An 18,276-nucleotide genomic window follows, 5' to 3' on the forward strand; every position below is an offset into this window, starting at 1 on the left:
GGTCGTACCCGCGAAAGGAAACGAGTGACCCACTGGGACGACGTGTTCGTCGCCGCCACCGGGCCGGAGTCCGTGAGGGACTCGATGACCAGGGACGACATCGACCTGGTCGTCCACGCCTGGTGCGGCGGACGGCGCCGGCCGGGCCGTACGGCCGAGCGCCGGGCCCGCGCCACCGCGCTGCAGATCTTCCGGCCGGCCGACAGCGGCCTTGCCGCGCTGCACGTCGCGGCGCGCTACCTGTCCGCCTCGGACGAACTGCGCGCCGCCCTGGTCACCGGGGAGCCCGCCGCCGTGCCCGCGCACCCGTTCTCCGGCCGGGCCGCCGAGGGAGGTGAGGCCGGAGCGGTCGTCGCCAGGGGCGCGGGGACGGCCCGGATACTGTCGACCGTGTTCCTCGGGGCGCCGCCCGACGAGGCGCTCTTCCGCGCGGACCTGCCGTGGCGGGAGCCTTCCCCCGCCCGACACCGCTCAGGACCGCTGTCACTCCCGCGTCGGCGGCGCGGCACGCCCCCGCCGGACCGCGGGGACGTATCCCTGCTCGAAGGGCCGGAGCGCAAGGCCGTGGTCCAGGCGTTGGACGAGGCGGGCGGAACCCTGTCGGACGTCGCGCGGATCGTACGCTCCGCCGACCAACTCGCCGCGCTCGCCGCCCTGTTGCGGCGCGAGCCCGACGACGAGGCTCCCCTGGTCGTGCTGGCCGGAGCGGGCAGTGGGCCGGACTTCGGCTGCGCCGTACTGAAACCGGTGTGACGGGCGGCTGCGGCACCCGGGAAGCCATGGCGACACGAACGCGGGGAGGGGCCGGGTACCGATGGCGGTACCCGGCCCCTCCCCGCTCATGTCACACCGAGCCCGCGCTCACCGGGGCGTCGGGGAAGTAGCCCCTGCTCACGAAGAAGGCGACGTACCGGGCGAACAGCTCCGGTGTCATCTCCGGGCACGCCACCCCCGTACCGGCGAGGGCCTCTTCGGTGCCGGTGGTGTCGAAGCGCGGGTAGAACCGCCGGCTGTCGGTCGCCAGTACCTCGAATGCGTCGAGGAGCGGGTTCATGGCGTTGTCGGTGTCGGACGCCACCCGCGCGTACCACTCGTCCCAGCCCAGTTCCGCCAGCCCGTAGCCGGCCGAGCGGAAGTGCTCGACGCAGGCGGCGAAGTCCAGGCTGCTCGGGTTGGACAGGTGGAACGTCCCGCCAGCGGCCTTCTCCTGCCGGGACATCGTGAGGATCGCCTCACTGACGTAGTCGACGGGAACGGGGTGCACCGCCGCCGACAGGCCCTCGGGGACGGCGCCCGCCTGGAGCAGACCCTTCAGGCTCAGCCACACGAAGTCCTGTGTCTGGCAGGCACCGTTGACCCGGTCCCCGGACACCACGTCGACGCGGTACACACTGACCGGCAGGCCGCGCTCCCGGGCCAGGCCGATCATCTGCTCGGCCACCCACTTGCTCTGCACGTACCCGGTCGGCAGCTCCCGCGCCGGACCCGTCGGGTCGTCCTCACGCACCGGTACGCCCTCGGTCAGCGCCTTGGGGAAGACGCCCACGGTGGAGACGTGGTGGACGGGGACGGTGCGGTGACGGGCGGCCAGGCGCAGAATCTCCTCGGTGCCGCGGACGTTCGTGGCCTTGAGTTCCGTGTACGGGCGCAGCCAGTGGACGTGGGCACCCGCGTGGTACACCGCGTCGACCGTGCGCGCCAGGTCGTCGAACTCCGCCTCGCCGAGGCCGAGGCACGGCTCGGAGAGGTCGCCCACCAGGACGGTGACACGGGCGAAGTCCACTTCGTCCTGGAGCCCGTACCACTCCAGGTTCGCCCGCAGCCGCTGCCACGCCGCTGCCTCGTCGGCGGCGCGCACCAGGCAGTGCACCCGCGCCCGGGTCCCGCGTAGGAGGTCGCGCAGCAGGAACGCTCCGAGGAACCCGGTCGCCCCGGTCAGCAGCACCGTGTCGGGGTCGACGGCCACCCGGATGACCTCGGACGCCGGACGCACGTCCTCGGCCAGCCGGACCTCGGCCTCCAGATCGACGGCCGGCCGGGCCGCGGCCCCCTGGCCACCCGGCCCGTGCAACGCCGTCTGCAGCAGGTGGCCGGCGAGTTCACGCGGGCTCGGCCGGTCGAAGACCAGCCCGCTCGGTAGCGGGCTGCCCACGGCCGCCGAGAGACGGTTGCGCAACTCCACGGAGGTCAGCGAGTCGAGACCGAGAGCGCTGAACTGCTGCTCGGGGTCGACGGCGCCCCCGGTGGCGTCCGGGTGGCCGAGCACCGCCGCCACCTGGGCCCGTACCAGCGCGAGGACATGCTCGTAGCGTGCGGCGTCGTCGAGCCCGGCGATCTGGTCGGCCAGCGCCAGGGCGGCGGTCGCGGAGTTGACCGCCGTACGCCGCGCGGGCGTGCGGACCAGGCCCGTCATCACCACCGGTGCCTGTGCCGCGTTCTCCCGCAGGGCCTCCCGGTCGACGGGCGTGGCCACGACCGCCGCTTCGCCGAGGGCGAGCGCGGTGTCCAGGAGCGCCGGGCCGGTGCTCTCCTCGATGGGAAGCAGTCCGGAACGGGCGATCCGCTTGAAGTCGGCCTCCTCCATGTGCCCGCTCATCCCGGTGGTCTGCGACCACAGACCCCACGCGACCGACGTGGCGGGCAGGCCCTGGGCGGCCCGGTGCTGGGCGAGGCCGTCCAGGAAGGCGTTGGCGGCTGCGTAGTTGGACTGGCCGGGGCCACCGACCACGCCCGCGACGGACGAGAACAGCACGAACGCCGACAGGTCGAGATCACGGGTCAGCTCGTGCAGGTTCCAGGCGCCGTCCACCTTCGGGCGCAGCACCGCGTCGAGCCGGTCGGCGGTCAGCGTCGACACCAGACCGTCGTCCACGACACCCGCGGTGTGCACGACGCCGGTCAGCGGGTGGGCGGCGGGCAGATCCGCCAGCAGCGCCGCGAGCGCGTCCCGGTCGGCCGCGTCACCCGCGACGAACGTGACCTTCGCCCCCAACTCCCCGAGCTTCCGGCCGAGTTCACCGGCACCGGGGGCCTCGGGGCCGCGCCGGCTCAGGAGGACGAAGTGCGCGACACCGTGCTCCGCGGCCAGGTGCTGGGCGAACAGGCCGCCGAGGGCGCCCGTTCCGCCGGTGACGAGGACCGTACCCCGAGGGTTCCACGCGCCCGTCGCGGCTCGCGCGGCGTCGGCGTCGACCGGGTTCAGCCGGGGGACGAACACCCGCCCGTCCCGCAAGGAGGCCTGCGGTTCGCCGGAGGCCAGGACGCGCGACAGCGAATGCCGCCGCTCGGCCACGGTGTCCGCGTCCGCCGCGGCCTCATGGTCCAGGTCCCCGGCGGCGACGTCGACCAGCACCACGCGGCCGGGCGCCTCGGACTGGGCCGAACGCACCAGACCCCACAGCGCGGCCGCCGCCGGGTCCGGGGCCTCGGCCGGCGCGACCGCCACCGCGCCCCGGGTGAGCACCACCAGGCGGACCCCGGCCAGTTCGTCGTCCGACAGCCAGTCCCGCAGCAGCGCCAGCATGCCCCGGGTCATCTCGTGGGCCGTGCCGGCGACATCGCCGCCGTGGGATGCGCCGCACATCACGGCCACCGCGTCCAGGGGACGCCCCGAACGGACGGCCCGGCGCACCGCCGCCACATCGGCGAGGAGTTCTGCTTCCGGGCCCTGCGGCCACGGCCCGCCGACACCGGGCGCCACCTGGCCGAGTACGGCCCAACGCGGGGCGTCCGAAGGCTCCGTGAGCGTGATCGGCCGCCACGCCACGGAGAACAGGGAGCCGAGCCGGGCGGCGTGGTCGCCGGCCGGCCCGCGCGCGGGCGCCGGGCCCGCCGCCAGCGAGTCGACCGAGGCGACCGGCTGCCCGGACGCGTCGGCCAGCCACAGCGACAGGCCGCCACCGGCGGACCTCCTCAGCCGCACCCGCAGCGACAGGGCCCCGGTGGCGTACAGCCGCACACCGCGCCACTCGGAGGAACGCCCGGTCGCCAGCGCGACCGCCGCGTCACCGAACCAGGCCGGGTGCACGGCGGCGTCCAGCAGGGCGGGATGCAGCACGGACCCGGCCGGGACCGTGCCCGCCTCCTCCGGCAGGGTCACCTCCGCGTACAGGTCGTCGCCCCGCCGCCACGCCGCCCGCAGCCCGCGCAGCGCCGGCGCGTGTGCCAGACCGGCGGTCTCCAGCGCCGCGTAGCCCTCGGCGACATCGATCGGTTGAGCGTCGGCAGGGGGCCACTGGGAGAGGTCGAAGGGCTCCGCGGGGCCGCCGAAGCTCAGCGTGCCGTGGGCGTGCGCGGTCCACGGGGTGCCGGCGTCCGGCCGGGAGTGGATGGTGAGCATCCGGCGGCCGTCGCCGTCCTCCGCGCCGACGGCGACCTGGAGCTGGAGCGCTCGGCGCTCCGGCACCGGAACCGGCGCGGTGACGGTCAGCTCGTCCAGTACCGTGCAGCCGGCCTCGTCACCGGCGCGCACGGCGAGTTCGACCAGTGCGGCGTGGGGCAGGATCCGGGAGCCCTCGGCCGTGAGCCCCGTCGACCAGGGCAGGTCCGCCGTGGAGAACCGGCCGCTGAAGAGCAGCCCCTCGCCCGAGGCCGGTTCGATCGCCGTACCGAGCAGCGGATGCCCGGTCGCCCCGGGCCCCGCTGCCGCCGCGGCGCTGCCGGAACGCCGGTCGTCGAGCCAGTACCTCCGCTGCTGGAAGGCGTACGTCGGCAGATCCACCCGCCGGGCGCCGGTGCCCTCGAAGAAGGCCGCCCAGTCCACCGGGACACCGTGCGTGTGGAGCGTGCCCACTCCGCCGACCAGTGATTCGGCCTCCGCGTCGAGTCGTCGCAGCAGCGGCACCACGGTGTGGTCACCGCCGATGTCGGCGAGCACGTCGCGGGCGGGGGCGCTCAGCGCGCTGCCCGGCCCCACCTCGGCGAAGGCCGTGACACCCAGGTCCGCGAGCGAGCCCACGGCGTCGGCGAAGCGGACGGCCTCACGGACCTGGTCCGCCCAGTAGTCCGGTGTGCTCAGTTCGGCGGCGGTGACGAGCCGTCCCGTGAGGGTCGAGACGAGGGGGATGCGCGGCGTGTGGTAGGTCACCGTGTCGGCGACGTCCCGGAACGCGTCGAGCATGTCGTCCATGTGGGGGGAGTGGAAGGCGTGGGAGACGGTGAGTCGTTTGGTTTTGCGGCCTTGTTCGCGTAGGTGGGTGGCGACGGTTTCGGCGGCTGTCTCGTCTCCGGAGATGACTATGGAGGAGGGGCTGTTGATCGCGGCTATGGCCAGCCGGCCTTGGTGTTCGGCCACGAGTGGGTGGACCTCGTCCGCGGTGGCCTGTACGGCGATCATCGCGCCTGCGCCGGGCAGTGCCTGCATCAGGGTGGCGCGGGCGGCGACCAGTTTGGCGGCGTCTTCGAGGGTCAGGATTCCGGAGACGTGTGCGGCGGTGAGTTCGCCGATGGAGTGGCCGGCGAGGTAGTCGGGGCGCAGGCCCCAGGACTCGGCGAGCCGGAACAGTGCTGTTTCCAGCGCGAACAGGGCCGGCTGCGCATAGCCGGTCCGGTCGAGAAGGGCGCCCTCCGTGCTGCCCGGCTCCGCGAACACGACCTCCTTCAGCGGCCGCTCCAGTTCTTTGTCCAACTGGGCGCAGACCGCGTCGAAGGCCTCGGCGAACACCGGGAACGACGCGTACAACTCACGCCCCATACCCGGCCGTTGAGCGCCCTGCCCGGTGAACAGGAAGGCGAGTTTGCCCCGCCTGGCGGCGGCGGTTGCGGTGATGGTGTCGGGGGTGGGGGTGTTGTGGGCGAGGGCTTGGAGTTGGTGGGTGGGGTGGGTGTGGGTGGGGGTGAGGAGGAGGGCTCGGTGGTTGTGGGTGGTGCGGGTGGTGGCGAGGGAGTGGGCGGTGTCGAGGGAGGTGAGGTGGGGGTGTGTTTGGAGGTGGGTGAGGAGTCGTTGGGCTTGGGCGGTGAGTGCTTGGGGGGTCTTGGCGGAGAGCAGGTAGGGCAGTACGGGAAGGTCGCGGCGTTCGGCGGGCTCGGTGTCCTCCTGCGCCTCCGTCGGGCCGTCCGCGGTCGGCTGTTCCAGGATGACGTGCGCGTTGGTTCCGCTCACGCCGAAGGCGGAGACGGCGGCGCGTCGCGGCGCCCCGGACACGGGCCACGGGCGGGCTTCGGTGAGCAGGGAGACGTCGCCGGCGTCCCAGTCGACGAACGGGGTGGGTTCGTCGAGGTGGAGGGTCTTGGGCAGCACGCCGTGGTGCATGGCCTGCACCATCTTGATGACGCCGCCCACCCCGGCCGCGGCGACTGTGTGTCCGATGTTGGACTTGAGGGAGCCGAGGTGGAGGGGGCGGTTTTCGGGTCGGTTCTGTCCGTAGGTGGCGATGAGGGCTTGGGCTTCGATGGGGTCGCCGAGGCGGGTTCCGGTGCCGTGGGCTTCGACGGCGTCGACATCCGTCGGGGCGAGGCCGGCGTTGGTGAGGGCCTGCCGTATGACACGTTCTTGCGACGGGCCGTTGGGGGCGGTGAGGCCGTTGGAGGCGCCGTCCTGGTTGACGGCCGAGCCGCGGATGACGGCCAGCACCTGGTGGCCGTTGCGGCGGGCGTCGGAGAGGCGCTCCACGAGCAGCAGGCCCACACCCTCCGACCAGGCCGTACCGTCCGCAGCCGCCGAGAAGGACTTGATCCGTCCGTCCGGAGCCAGTCCGCGCTGCTGCGAGAAGTCCACATAGCCGCCGGGATCCCCGTTGACCGTGGCCCCGCCCGCCAGCGCGAGCGCCGACTCACCCGAACGCACCGACTGCACCGCGAGGTGGAGCGCCACCAGTGACGAGGAGCACGCCGTGTCGATCGAGACCGCAGGGCCCTCCAGACCGAGGGTGTAGGCGATGCGACCCGATGCCACACTGCCCAACTTGCCCGTCATCAGGTAGCCCTGGAGTTCGCTGGGCGCCTCCAGCCCCAGATAGCTCTCCTCCACCACACCGACGAACACACCGGTGCTGCTGCCCTTGAGCGAGTCCGGGTCGATGCCCGCGTGCTCGAACGTCTCCCAGGCGGTCTCCAGCAGGACCCGCTGCTGCGGGTCCATGGCCACCGCCTCACGAGGAGAGATCCCGAAGAACTCCGCGTCGAACCGGGTGGCACCGTCCAGGAAGCCGCCCTCACGCGTGTACGACCTGCCCGGCTTCCCGGGCTCCGGGTCGTACAACTCACCGACGTCCCAGCCACGGTCGGTCGGCCACGGTGAGATCGCGTCCACCTCGTCGGCGACCAGGCGCCACAGGTCGTCGGGCGAGGCCACGCCGCCCGGGTAGCGGCAGGCCATCCCCACGATCGCCACCGGCTCGGCGGCGGCCGCCTCCAGCTCGGCGAGCTGTTGGCGCGTCTTCTGCAGATCAGCGGTCACCCATTTGAGGTAGTCGACGAGCTTTTCTTCCTTGCTTGTGTCAGACATGCGACACCCACATCTCCTCGGAACAATTGCTGGGGGCTGATCAACCGGACGTGCGGCCGAGCTGGTTGTCGATGAAGTCGAAGATCTCGTCCGCCGACGCCGACTCGATCCCGTCCACTGCGTCGGCCCGCGCCGGGACTTCCGGGCCGGTCACCCGGGACAGCAGGGACTGCAGCCGTGCGGCCAGGGCGGTACGCTCGCCGCCCTCCCTCGGCAGCGCACCGAGTACCGCCTCGAGCCGGTCGAGCTCGGCCAGCGCCGAACCGCCGCCCGCGCCCGTACCGGTTCCGGACTCGGTGCCGGTCTCCGGCTCGATCTCCGCCAGCACGTACGCGGCGAGCGCCGCGGGCGTGGGGAAGTCGAAGACCAGCGTGGCGGGCAGCCTGCGGCCGACGGACCGGCCGAGCCTGTTGCGCAGGTCGACCGCCGTGAGCGAGTCGAGCCCGAGCTCCTGGAAGGGACGGTCCTCGGCGACGGCGTCGGCGCCCGAGTGGCCCAGCACCGCCGCGAGCGTGGCGCGCACCAGCTCCGACACGGTGTCGTACCGCCGCTCGGCGGGTATCGCGCCGATCCGGTCCGCCAGCGGCACGGCGGGTTCCGCTCCGGCCCCGGCGTCCGACCGCACCGGTACCGTGACCAGGCCGCGCAGCGGCGCCGGCAGGACGTCGCGGGCACGCAGCGCCGCGGTGTCCACCGGCAGCGCCGTCAGCGCGGGCCGCCCCACGGCGAGCGCCGCGTCGAAGAGCGCCGTCCCCTGCTCGTCCTCGACCGGCCGGAAGCCCTCGCGGGCGAAGCGGGCGCGTTCCCCGTCGGTGAACGAGGCACCCATCCCGGAGGCCCGCTGCCACCTGCCCCAGCCGATCGAGACGGCGGGCAGGCCCTGGTCGGCCCGGTGCCGGGCGAGGCCGTCCAGGAAGGCGTTCGCGGCGGCGTGGTTGGCCTGGCCCGGGCTGCCCAGTACACCCGCGCTCGACGAGAACATGACGAAGGCGGACAGCGGGAGATCACGGGTCAGCTCGTGCAGATGCCATGCCCCGTCGGCCTTGGGCCGCAGCGCGGCGGCGAGCTGCTGCGGGCTCAGCGTGGCCAGGAGGGCGTTGTCCACCACTCCCGCGGTGTGCACGACGCCGGTCAGCGGCTGCTCCGCCGGGATCCGGCCGAGCAGCGCGGCCAGCTCCTCCCGGTCGCCGACGTCACCGGCGGCGACGGTCACGCTCGTCGCCCCCAACTCGCGCAGCTCCGCGCGGAGTTCGGCCGCCCCGGGGGCGTCGGCGCCGCTACGGCTGAGCAGCAGCAGGTGCCGCACGCCGTGGCGGGTCACCAGGTGGCGGGCGAAGAGTCCGCCGAGCGATCCGGTGCCTCCGGTGACGAGCACGGTGCCCTGCGGGTCCCAGGCCGGCGCGGCCTGATCCGTCGGCTCCGTCATCCGTCGCAGACGGGGCACGAAGGCACGGTCGCCGCGTACGGCCGTCTCCGGTTCACCGGACGCGACGGCCGACGCCAGTACCGCGTACCCCTCGGGAGAGCCGTCGGTCTCCGTGAGGACCACCCGGCCCGGCGCCTCGGCCTGGGCCGACCGCACCAGTCCGCGCAGCGCGGCCGCCACGGGATCCGCCGACTCCCCGGGCGCCACGGCCGCGGGGGAACGCAGGGCGACCACGAGCGGGGTGTCCGCGAGCCGGTCGTCCGCCAGCCAGTCGCGCAGGACGGCCGACACCTGGCGCGTCAGCGCGTGCGTCGCGCCGACCGGGTCGCCGGAGTCGTCCGTCCCGGCCTCGAACAGCACGGCGGAGATGTCCGCACCGGAGGCGACGGCCTCGCCGGCCGCACCCGCGTCGCGCAGCGGTGTCGCACCGGCCGGCTCGGCGCCCGTCCGCCCGGAGCCCAACACGCCCCAGTGGAAGGGGACGTCGAGGACGGTCGTGCCCAAGGGCACCCAGTCGGTCGTGTACAGGGCCGCGTACGCCGAGTTGCGCGCCCCGCTGAACCGGGACTCGGGCAGCTCCACGAAGGAGACCGACGCGACGGTGGCGACGAGCCTGCCGTCCGCATCGGTCAGCCGTATCGCGGCCTTGTCCTCGCCCGTCCCGGTCAGTTCGGCGCGGGCCTCCGTGATGCCGGTGGCGTACAGACGCACGCCGCGCCACCGGGTCGGGAAGGCGACGGTGCCCGGCGCGGCGGTCGGCCGGGCGTCCAGCGCCGCGTCCAGCAGGGCCGGGTGCAGTGCGAACCGGTCAGCCTCGTCCCGGAGCCCCGCGGGCAGCGCCACCTCGAAGGACGCCCCGGCCACCGCGGCCGTGTCGTCCCCGCCACCGGTGCCGAGCTCGCCCTCGGCCAGCGACTGCCAGGCCGCGTCCGGGTCGTCCGGGCGCGCGAACACGCGCACCGCACGACGGTCGTCCGCGTCGGGCGCCCCCACGGCCACCTGCAGCTGTACGGCGCCTTGGGACGGGACGACCAGGGGGGCCGGGACGGTGAGCTCGTGCAGAACGTCGCAGCCGAGTTCGGCACCCGCGCGCAGCACCGTCTCGACGAGCGCGGCGGCGGGGAGTACGGGCTCGTCCACGACGATGTTCCCGGCCAGCCAGGGGTGACGGCCGGCCGCCACCCGGCCGGTGAACACCGTGCCCTCGCCGCCGGCCAGCGGCACGGCCACCCCGAGGAACGGATGGCTGGTCGGCCGCAGGCCCCACTCGGCGGCGTCGGCCCCGGCGGGACCCGCGTCCAGCCAGTAGCGGCGGCGCTGGAACGCGTACGTGGGAAGCGCGACGTGCCGCGCACCGCTGCCGGCGAAGAACGCCTGCCAGTCGACCCGGACACCCGCGTCGTGCAGGGCCCCGACCGCGCCGACGAGCGTCGTGGGCTGCGGCCTGCCGCGGCGCTGCAACGGCCGCACCGCGAACGCGCTCTCCACCGCCTCCGCGACCAGTGCGCTGAGCACACCGTCCGGGCCGATCTCCACGAAGGCCGCGACGCCCTCCTTGGCGAGGATCTCGGCGGCGTCCGCGAAACGAACCGACCCCCGGACCTGCTCGACCCAGTACTCGGCCGTGATCAGGTCCCCTCCGGTGGCGACACGACCGGTGAGCGTGGACACGACCGGGATGCGCGGCGCGTGGTAGGTCACCGTGTCGGCGACGTCCCGGAACGCGTCGAGCATGTCGTCCATGTGGGGGGAGTGGAAGGCGTGGGAGACGGTGAGTCGTTTGGTTTTGCGGCCTTGTTCGCGTAGGTGGGTGGCGACGGTTTCGGCGGCTGTCTCGTCTCCGGAGATGACGACGGAGGAGGGGCTGTTGACCGCGGCTATGGCCAGCCGGCCTTGGTGTTCGGCCACGAGTGGGTGGACCTCGTCCGCGGTGGCCTGTACGGCGATCATCGCGCCTGCGCCGGGCAGTGCCTGCATCAGGGTGGCGCGGGCGGCGACCAGTTTGGCGGCGTCTTCGAGGGTCAGGATTCCGGAGACGTGTGCGGCGGTGAGTTCGCCGATGGAGTGGCCGGCGAGGTAGTCGGGGCGCAGGCCCCAGGACTCGGCGAGCCGGAACAGTGCTGTCTCCAGCGCGAACAGGGCCGGCTGCGCATAGCCGGTCCGGTCGAGAAGGGCGCCCTCCGTGCTGTCCGGCTCCGCGAACACGACCTCCTTCAGCGGCAGTTCGAACGCGCCGTCCCACTGGGCGCAGACCGCGTCGAAGGCCTCGGCGAACACCGGGAACGACTCGTACAGTTCCCGGCCCATGCCGGCGTACTGGGCTCCCTGCCCGGTGAACAGGAACGCCGTACGGCCCGACAGGTCCGCACGTGCCCGCACCGGTTCGGCCGCACCGGCCCGTACCGAACGCAGCCCGGCGACGAGCTCGTCCCGGTCCGCGCCGGTCACACTCGTGCGGTGGTCGAGCGCGGTGCGCGCGGTGGCCAGGGAGCGGGCCACGTCCAGCGGGGACAACTCCGGGTGGACTTCGAGGTGTTCGAGCAGGCGGGCAGCCTGCCGGGAGAGCGCCTCGGGGGTCTTGGCGGACAGCAGCCACGGCACGGCGGGCAGGGCCTGCGGCTCGGCCGGCCGGTCCTCCTCCGGCTCGTCCGACGACGGCTGCTCCAGGATCAGGTGCGCGTTGGTGCCGCTGATGCCGAAGGACGACACTCCGGCGCGCCGCGGCGCCCCGGACACGGCCCACTCCCGGGCCTCGGTGAGCAGGGAGACGTCACCGGCCTCCCAGTCGACATGAGGGCTGGGAGCCTCGACGTGCAGCGTCCTGGGCAGCACGCCGTGGTGCATGGCCTGCACCATCTTGATGACGCCGGCGACACCGGCGGCTGCCTGGGTGTGTCCGATGTTGGACTTGAGGGAGCCGAGGTGGAGGGGGCGGTTCTCGGGTCGGTTCTGTCCGTAGGTGGCGATGAGGGCTTGGGCTTCGATGGGGTCGCCGAGGCGGGTTCCGGTGCCGTGGGCTTCGACGGCGTCGATGTCGGTGGGGGTGAGGCCGGCGTTGGTGAGGGCCTGGCGTATGACGCGTTCCTGGGACGGGCCGTTGGGGGCGGTGAGGCCGTTGGAGGCGCCGTCCTGGTTGACGGCCGAGCCGCGGATGACGGCGAGGATGTGGTGGCCGTTGCGGCGGGCGTCGGAGAGTCGCTCAACGAGCAGCAGGCCCACACCCTCCGACCACCCGGTGCCGTCCGCGGTGGCCGAGAACGACCGGCAGCGGCCGTCCGCCGACAAGCCGCGCTGCTGCGAGAACTCGACGAACCCCTGCGGCGTCGACATCAGCGTCACACCACCGGCGAGCGCCAGGTCGCACTCGCCCGCGCGCAGCGCGTTCACCGCCTGGTGGATGGCCACCAGCGACGAGGAGCAGGCCGTGTCGACGGTGACCGCGGGACCCTCCAGGCCGAGGGTGTACGACACCCGGCCCGAGGCGACACTGCCCGCGTTGCCGCTGAACAGATAGCCCTCCATGTCCTGCGGGACCTGCTTCACCCGCGACGCGTAGTCGTGGTACATCACGCCCGTGTACACGCCGGTACGGCTGCCGCGCAGCGTCGACGCGTCGATGCCGGCGTCCTCCAGCGCCTCCCAGGCGGTCTCCAGCAGGAGCCGCTGCTGCGGGTCGGTGGCGAGCGCCTCGCGCGGCGACATCCCGAAGAACTCGGGGTCGAAGTGGTCACCGTCGTACAGGAACCCGCCGTGCCGGGAGTACGTCCTGCCCGGCGTGCCCGGCTCCGGGTCGTAGAGCTCCTCGATGTTCCAGCCTCGGTCGGCCGGCAGCTCCGAGATGGCGTCGACCTCGTCGGCGACCAGCCGCCACAGGTCGTCGGGCGAGGCCACCCCGCCCGGGTAGCGGCACGCCATGCCCACGATCACGACAGGGTCCTCGGCGGCGGCCCCGGAGGGCACGACCGCGTCGGGCGCCCGCGAGGCGGCGGGGGCGATCAGGGTCGACAGATACGCGGCGATGGCGGCCGGGGTGGGGTGGTCGAAGACCAGGGTGGTGGGCAGGCGCAGTCCGGTGGCCTCGCCGAGCCGGTTGCGCAGCTCGACCGCGAGCAGCGAGTCGAACCCCAGCTCCTTGAAGACACGGTCGGAGTCGACCGCCCCCTGGTCGGCATGGCCGAGCACCCCGGCCACATGACCGCGCACCAGGTCGGTCAGCACCCGCTCCCGCTCGGTCCCGGAGACCGCGGCCAACTGATCGACCAGCGACGCCCCTCCGGCCGCCCCGGCCGCGGCGCGACGGCGCACCGCCGGAACGAGGGCGCGCAGCATCGGCAGGGGCTCGGCGCCCTTGCGGCGCAGCGCCGCAAGATCCAGCCCGGTCGCCGCGAGGACCGCGTCCGAGGACGCGCCGGCGGCGTCGAACAGTGCCATGCCCTCGTCCGAGGACAGCGGGCGGAGCCCGAAGCGGGCCATCCGCTGCACGTCCACGTCCCCGAGGTGGCTGGTGATGGCGCTGCTCTCCTCCCACAGGCCCCAGGCGAGGGAGGTGGCGGGCAGTCCGTGGGCGGTGCGGTGGTGGGCCAGGGCGTCCAGGAAGGTGTTGCCGGCCGCGTAGTTGGCCTGTCCTGCCGTGCCGAGGAGGCCTGCGATGGACGAGTAGAGGACGAAGGCGGACAGGTCGAGGTCGCGGGTGAGTTCGTGCAGGTTCCAGGCGGCGTCGACCTTGGGCCGCAGTACGGCTTCGAGGCGCTCGGGTGTCAGGCCGGTGAGGAGGCCGTCGTCGACGATGCCGGCGGTGTGGACGACCGCCGTGAGCGGGTGGTCGGCCGGGACGGATGCCAGGGCGGAGGCCAACGCCTCGCGGTCGGCGGCGTCGCAGGCTGCGAAGGTCGCGGTGACTCCCGACTCGGCGAGTTCGTCGCGCAGTTCGTTCGCGCCGGGTGCGTCGGCGCCGCGTCGGCTGAGCAGCAGCAGGTGCCGGACACCGTGCCGGTCCGCCAGATGCCGGGCGAGAAGGCGGCCCAGCGCACCGGTGGCTCCGGTGATCAGTACGGTGCCCGCATCCCAGCGCGGCGCCGTCGCCTCGGCGTCGTCCGCCTCCTGGCGAACCCGGACCAGGCGGGGCACGAGCACGGTGTCACCCCGCACAGCGGCCTGCGTCTCGCCGGACGCCACCACCGCGGGCAGCAGGGAGCCCGCGGACGGGCCGGCGTCGAGGTCGACGAGGCCGAAGCGGCCGGGGTTCTCGCTGTCCGCGGAGCGGAGCAGGCCCCACAGGGTGCTGTGGGCGAGGTCGGTGACATCCTCCTGTCCTGCGGCGACGGCGCCGTGGGTGACGATGACGAGGCGGGACTGGGCGAACCGTTCGTCGGCCAGCCAGGCCTGGGCCAGTTCGAGGTGGTGCCGGGTGGTCTCGTGGATGCGGGCGGGCAGATCCGCGTCGCTCTCCCGGGGCGGTTCGGGAACGGTCAGCACGACGTCCGGTACCGCCGCCCCGCCCTCGACCGCCGCCACGAGCGCGGCGAGGCCGGTGAAGGACCGTGCGGCGTCGACCGGCAGGCCGAGGCCGCCGTCACCGCCCAGCAGGGCCCATGTGCCGGTGTCCGCAGGGGAGTTCACCGCCGCGAGGCCGCTCCACTCCACCCGCAGCAGCCCGTCGCGGTGGGCGTCCGCCGCAGCCCGCAGCGCTTCCTCGGACAGCGGTCGCAGCGCCAGCGACCCGACGGAGGCCACCGGTGCGCCCAAGCCGTCGGCCACCAGGAGCGACGCCGACTCCGGCCCGGTGAGGGAGAGCCGTACCCGCAGCACCGAGGCTCCCGCCGCGTACACCGTCGCGTCGGACCAGGCGAAGGGCAGCAGAGGCCGGCGGTCCTCGTCCACCACGCCCGGCAGCAGGCTGTGCAGCGCCGCGTCGAGGAGCGCCGGGTGCAGGGTGAAGAGCCCCGCGTCCGACTGGAGTTCCTCCGGAAGCGCGACTTCGGCGAAGATCTCGTCCCCGGTCTCGCCCCGCCATGCCCTGCGCAGGCCACGGAAGGCCGGGCCGTACTCGTAACCCTGCTCCCGCACCCGCTCGTACATGCCGTCAAGGTCGGCCTCGACCGCCCCGGCGGGCGGCCAGACGAGCAGACCCGCGGGCGCCTCGTCGGGCGTCGGGGCGAGCAGGCCCTCCGCGTGCAGCGTCCACGCCGCCGCGTCCTCCAGCGCACCGTCGGGGCGCGAGTAGATCTCCAGCCCGCGCCGGTCGCCGTCATCGGCCTCCCCGACGACGAGCTGGAGCTGCACGCCGCCCTGCTCGGGCAGCAGCAGGGGTGCGGCCAGGGTGAGGTCCTCGACCCGCTCGCACCCCACGTACTCCCCGGCCCGCAGCGCCAGTTCGACCAGGCCGGTGCCGGGCAGCAGCACCGAGCCGTGGACGGCGTGGTCCACCAGCCACGGATGCGAGCGGCGCGAGATCCTGCCGGTGAACAGGAATGCGCGGCGGTCCGCGACCGCGACCGCGGCACCGAGGAACGGGTGCCCGTCGGTCGAACCCAGCCCGAGACCGGCGGCGTCGCTCGGCGCGCCGACCGCCTCCAGCCAGTGACGGGTGCGCTGGAAGGCGTACGTCGGCAGCGGCACCCGGCGCGCCGTCGTGCCGGCGAAGACCGTCTGCCAGTCAACGGCTACGCCACGGCAGTGCGCCTCGCCGAGGGAGAGCAGGAACCGCTCCATGCCGCCCGCGTCGCGCCGCAGCGAGCCGAACGCGGCGGCGTCACGGCCGGCCGCCTCCGCCGTCTCCTGCACCGCGAGCGCGAGCACGGGGTGCGGGCTGGACTCGATGAACGTGCCGAACCCCTGCTCCAGCAGGGCGCGTACGGCGTTCTCCAGCTCCACGGTCTGCCGCAGGTTGCGGTACCAGTAGCCGCCGTCCAGTTCGGTACCCACGACCCAGTCGCCGGTGACGGTGGAGAAGAACGGGACCGTGGCCGGGCGCGGGCTGACCGGCGCGAGGAGCGCGGCCAGCTCCTCCTCCAGCAGCTCCACGTACTTCGAGTGGGAGGCGTAGTCCACCGTGATGGTCCGGGCCCGTACGCCGTCCGCCTTGCAGGCCTCCACGAGGCTCCGCAGCGGCTCGACCTCACCCGAGACGACCACGGAGGCGGGGCCGTTGACGGCGGCGACCTGGATCCGGTCCTGCCACGGGGTGATGCGCTCGCGCACCTCGTCGGCGGGGAGCGCGACGGACACCATGCCGCCGAGGCCGGCCAGGACCCGGCCGATGGCCTGGCTGCGCAGGGTGACCACGCGGGCGGCGTCATCGAGGGTGAGGATGCCCGCCACGTACGCGGCGGCGATCTCGCCCTGGGAGTGCCCCACCACCGCGGACGGCCGGACCCCGTGGGCCTGCCAGAGTTCCGCGAGCGACACCATCACCGCGAACAGGACGGGCTGGACCACATCCACGCGGTCGAGGGACGGAGCCCCTTCCGCCTGGCGCAGCACGTCCTCCAGGGACCAGTCCACATAGGCGGAGAACGCCTTCGCGCACTCGGCGATCCGGGCGGCGAACACCGGTGAGTCGGCCATCAGTTCCACGGCCATGCCCGCCCACTGGGACCCCTGCCCGGGAAAGACGAACGCCGTCTTGGAGGGCTCGGCGGCGGTTGCGGTGATGGTGTCGGGGGTGGGGGTGTTGTGGGCGAGGGCTTGGAGTTGGTGGGTGGGGTGGGTGTGGGTGGGGGTGAGGAGGAGGGCTCGGTGGTTGTGGGTGGTGCGGGTGGTGGCGAGGGAGTGGGCGGTGTCGAGGGGGGTGAGGTGGGGGTGTGTTTGGAGGTGGGTGAGGAGTCGTTGGGCTTGGGCGGTGAGTGCTTGGGGGGTCTTGGCGGAGAGCAGGTAGGGCACTACGGGAAGGTCGCGGCCTTCGGCGGCCTCCGCAGCCGCGTCGGTCGCTCCGTCCGCCGTCGTTCCGGCCGGATCCTCCGCCGGGTCCTCCGCGGTCGGCTGTTCCAGGATGACGTGCGCGTTGGTTCCGCCCATGCCGAAGGCGGAGACGGCGGCGCGTCGCGGCGCCCCGGAGACAGCCCACTCCCTGGCCTCCGTGAGCAGGGAGACGTCACCCGCCTCCCAGTCGACGAACGGGGTGGGTTCGTCGAGGTGGAGGGTCCTGGGCAGCACCCCGTGGTGCATGGCCTGCACCATCTTGATGACGCCGCCGACGCCGGCGGCTGCCTGGGTGTGTCCGATGTTGGACTTCAGGGAGCCCAGGTACAGGGGCCGGTCGTCGGGTCGGTTCTGCCCGTAGGTCGCCAGCACGGCTTGGGCTTCGATGGGGTCGCCGAGGCGGGTTCCGGTGCCGTGGGCTTCGACGGCGTCGACGTCGGTGGGGGTGAGGCCGGCGTTGGTGAGGGCCTGCCGTATGACACGTTCTTGCGACGGGCCGTTGGGGGCGGTGAGGCCGTTGGAGGCGCCGTCCTGGTTGACGGCCGAGCCGCGGATGACGGCCAGCACCTGGTGGCCGTTGCGGCGGGCGTCGGAGAGTCGCTCCACGAGCAGCAGGCCCACACCCTCCGACCAGGCCGTACCGTCGGCGGCCGCCGCGAACGGCTTGCACCGTCCGTCGGGCGCCAGCCCGCGCAACCGGGAGAACTCGACGAACCCGGTGGGAGTCGACATCACGGCCGCCCCGCCGGCGAGCGCCAGGTCGCACTCGCCCGCGCGCAGCGCGTTCACCGCGAGGTGGAGCGCCACCAGCGACGAGGAGCACGCCGTGTCGACGGCGACCGCGGGCCCCTCCAGACCGAAGGTGTAGGCGAGGCGGCCCGAGGCGATGCTTCCCGCGCTGCCGCTGTAGAGATAGCCCTCGAAACCCTCCGCCGGAAGGTGCGGACGGGAGCCGTAGTCCGTGTACATGAGGCCCGTGAACACTCCGGTACGGCTGCCCCTGAGCGCCGCCGGGTCGATGCCCGAGCGCTCCAGGACCTCCCACGTGGTCTCCAGGAGCAGTCGCTGCTGCGGGTCGGCGGCGAGCGCCTCACGGGGCGAGAGGCCGAAGAACTCGGGATCGAACTGGTCGGCGTCGTGCAGGAAACCCCCGTGGCGGACGTACGACGTGCCCACCCGCTCGGGGTCCGGGTCGAACAGGTTCTCCAGGTCCCAGCCGCGGTTGACGGGAAACTCGGACACGGCGTCGACCTCGTCGGCGACCAGCCGCCACAGATCCTCCGGCGAGGCCACCCCGCCCGGGTAACGGCAGGCCATCCCCACGATCGCTATGGGCTCCTGCGCCTTCTCCTCCACCTCGCGCAGTTTCCTGCGAGCGTCCCGCGCGTCGGCGATCGCCCGCTTGAGGTAGTCGCGGAGTTCCTTCTCGTCAGCCACCTGTCGTCAGCTCCCCAAGTGTGTTGCGCTCAATTGCGGGTGATGCGTG

The 18,276-nt window shown here is 73.6% G+C and carries 3 protein-coding genes; 1 reads left to right on the plus strand and 2 read right to left on the minus strand.

The annotated features are described in order from the left end of the window. Nucleotides 1-24 precede the first annotated feature (24 nt). A complete protein-coding gene (locus EJ357_RS35155) occupies nucleotides 25-753 on the plus strand; it encodes a hypothetical protein (protein ID WP_126395709.1) in 729 nt (242 codons plus the stop codon). Between the two features lie 91 nt (nucleotides 754-844). On the opposite strand, the gene EJ357_RS35160 is transcribed toward EJ357_RS35155, so the two are convergent. Next, nucleotides 845-7,444 carry a type I polyketide synthase gene (locus tag EJ357_RS35160; RefSeq protein WP_126395710.1) on the minus strand — a complete coding sequence of 2,200 codons (6,600 nt, stop codon included), beginning with the start codon at nucleotides 7,442-7,444 and terminating at the stop codon, nucleotides 845-847. A gap of 40 nt (nucleotides 7,445-7,484) precedes the next feature. Continuing rightward, on the minus strand, nucleotides 7,485-18,227 hold the full coding sequence (locus tag EJ357_RS35165) for a type I polyketide synthase (protein WP_126395711.1): 10,743 nt from the start codon (nucleotides 18,225-18,227) through the stop codon (nucleotides 7,485-7,487). Nucleotides 18,228-18,276 lie beyond the last annotated feature (49 nt).

The organism is Streptomyces cyaneochromogenes (assembly GCF_003963535.1).
Lineage (GTDB): Bacteria > Actinomycetota > Actinomycetes > Streptomycetales > Streptomycetaceae > Streptomyces > Streptomyces shaanxiensis.

Coding starts and splice junctions, on each gene's coding strand:
- EJ357_RS35160 (WP_126395710.1), bottom strand. CDS start 7,444: ATGTCTGACACAAGCAAGGAAGAAAAGCTCGTCGACTACCTCAAATGG.